General features: G+C 72.3%; 1 protein-coding gene, 1 tRNA gene and 2 pseudogenes. 3 read left to right on the top strand and 1 reads right to left on the bottom strand.

Features of this window, described 5'->3' with window-relative positions; all coding sequences use genetic code 11:
* Both I59_RS11905 and I59_RS11900 read left to right on the top strand, forming a co-directional pair.
* Nucleotides 1-264: pseudogene (locus I59_RS11905) on the top strand (oxidoreductase); the annotation flags it as partial.
* The gene (locus tag I59_RS11900) at nt 261-518 is read left to right on the top strand and encodes a DUF6510 family protein (protein WP_022904057.1); all 258 of its coding nucleotides are present in this window, start codon (nt 261-263) and stop codon (nt 516-518) included. The pseudogene I59_RS11905 and the gene I59_RS11900, both read left to right, overlap by 4 nt.
* A gap of 288 nt (nt 519-806) precedes the next feature.
* Here I59_RS11900 and I59_RS11895 read toward each other — a convergent pair.
* A tRNA-Gly gene (locus I59_RS11895) sits at nt 807-878 on the bottom strand.
* Between the two features lie 292 nt (nt 879-1,170).
* Between I59_RS11895 and I59_RS19915 the strand changes: the two are divergent.
* Nucleotides 1,171-1,479, top strand: a pseudogene (locus I59_RS19915) (hypothetical protein); the annotation flags it as partial.

Raw genomic sequence — 1,479 nt, 5'->3', positions numbered from 1 at the left:
GTCTTCTTCCGCGACGAGCTCGCCCGTGCGGCCGCGGCCGGCGTCGCGACGACGGTCGTGCACAGCCGACGGGCGCCCGCAGGGGAACCGGTCGGCCGTCTGACGCGCGAGTCGCTCGCGGCGGCGGTGTTCCCACCCGGTTCGGGGGCGCTGGTCTACGTCTGCGGGTCGACGCCGTTCGTCGAACAGGTCCTGCGGTGGCTCGGCGAACTCGGCCACGACACCACCGACGTGCGCGCCGAGCGGTTCGGGGGCAACGGATGACGGTCGTCGACGGGAACGCCCTGGCCGGCACGCTCGCCGAGCGGCTCGGACCGGATGCGACCACCGCACTCCTGCGGTGCGCGGGGTGCGGGGGCGGCGGGGTCCTCGCCCGGGCTCGCGTCCACGTGTGCGCGATGGGAGCCGTCGCGCGCTGCCGGGACTGCGACGCCGTCCTGGTCACCGTGGTCGACGCCCCCGGCCGGCGCTGGGTCGGCTTCCCGGGAGCGCGGGCCTCCTCCACACCGTCCCACTGAGCGCAAGGTCGTCCCGCGTGTCGTGCGGGAATTGTGCGGGAAACCGCAACGGTGGCCCGGTGACCCATCCGGAGTGCGCACGGCTCCGGATGCTCTCCCGGGCCGACGGACCACCCATCCGTCCCGGCCCAGGGGCACGGTGGCCCCGACGCCGACGAGCGCGGGCACCCGAATCCTGCGTTCGTCGCGTGTCGCACGGTCGCGACGAACGTCCCGACCCACCGCCGGCCGCGGTGCCTGCCGCGGTACGACGAAGGCCCCGGTCGGTCGACCGGGGCCTTCTGTCCGAGCGGATGACGAGATTCGAACTCGCGACCCTCACCTTGGCAAGGTGATGCGCTACCACTGCGCCACATCCGCGTACCGGTCAAGCGTAACCCCTCCGGGGCACGGCAGCACACCGTCCGGCTCCCTCGGGCGCGTCGACCCCCTCCAAGTGGGGTAGCCGCGTACCACCTTCTGGGGACGTCCTGGGCGCGCCACGCCGCGGACGTCTCCATAGGCTCGTGGCACACGCACGGGAACCCTCCTGGGGAGGTCGGCGACCGGGCGTGCAGGGCCACCGAGGGACCGGTGGCACCTCTGGTCGGAGCCGTTCCACCGACGGCGCAGGACCGACCGTCCTCATCGCACATCAGGGAGTGGGAGAACCATGCGTCAGCAGACCTCGATCCGCGCCGTGCTCGCGGTCGCCGTGCTCGCGGCCGGTCTCGTGATCACGCCCATCGGGAGCGCATCGGTCGCGCAGGCCGCCGCCACCGCCGCGCCACGGGGCAACGTCGGGAAGTTCAAGCAGCAGTTCGTCGAGGAGTTCAGGACCACCGCCAACTGGGGCGGCAAGTTCGCGAGGACGTACGCCGACAGCTGGCAACCGTACCCCGACGGCATGAGCAACATGTACTGGTCGGGCAAGCAGATCCGTTCCCTGAACGGGCACATGGACGTCTACCTCGACGGCAAG

The organism is Curtobacterium sp. B8 (assembly GCF_000333315.1).
In the GTDB taxonomy this organism is placed as follows: domain Bacteria; phylum Actinomycetota; class Actinomycetes; order Actinomycetales; family Microbacteriaceae; genus Curtobacterium; species Curtobacterium luteum.
The sequence above is the reverse complement of the archived record's forward strand: the minus strand, read 5'-3'. Positions and strand labels throughout refer to the sequence as shown.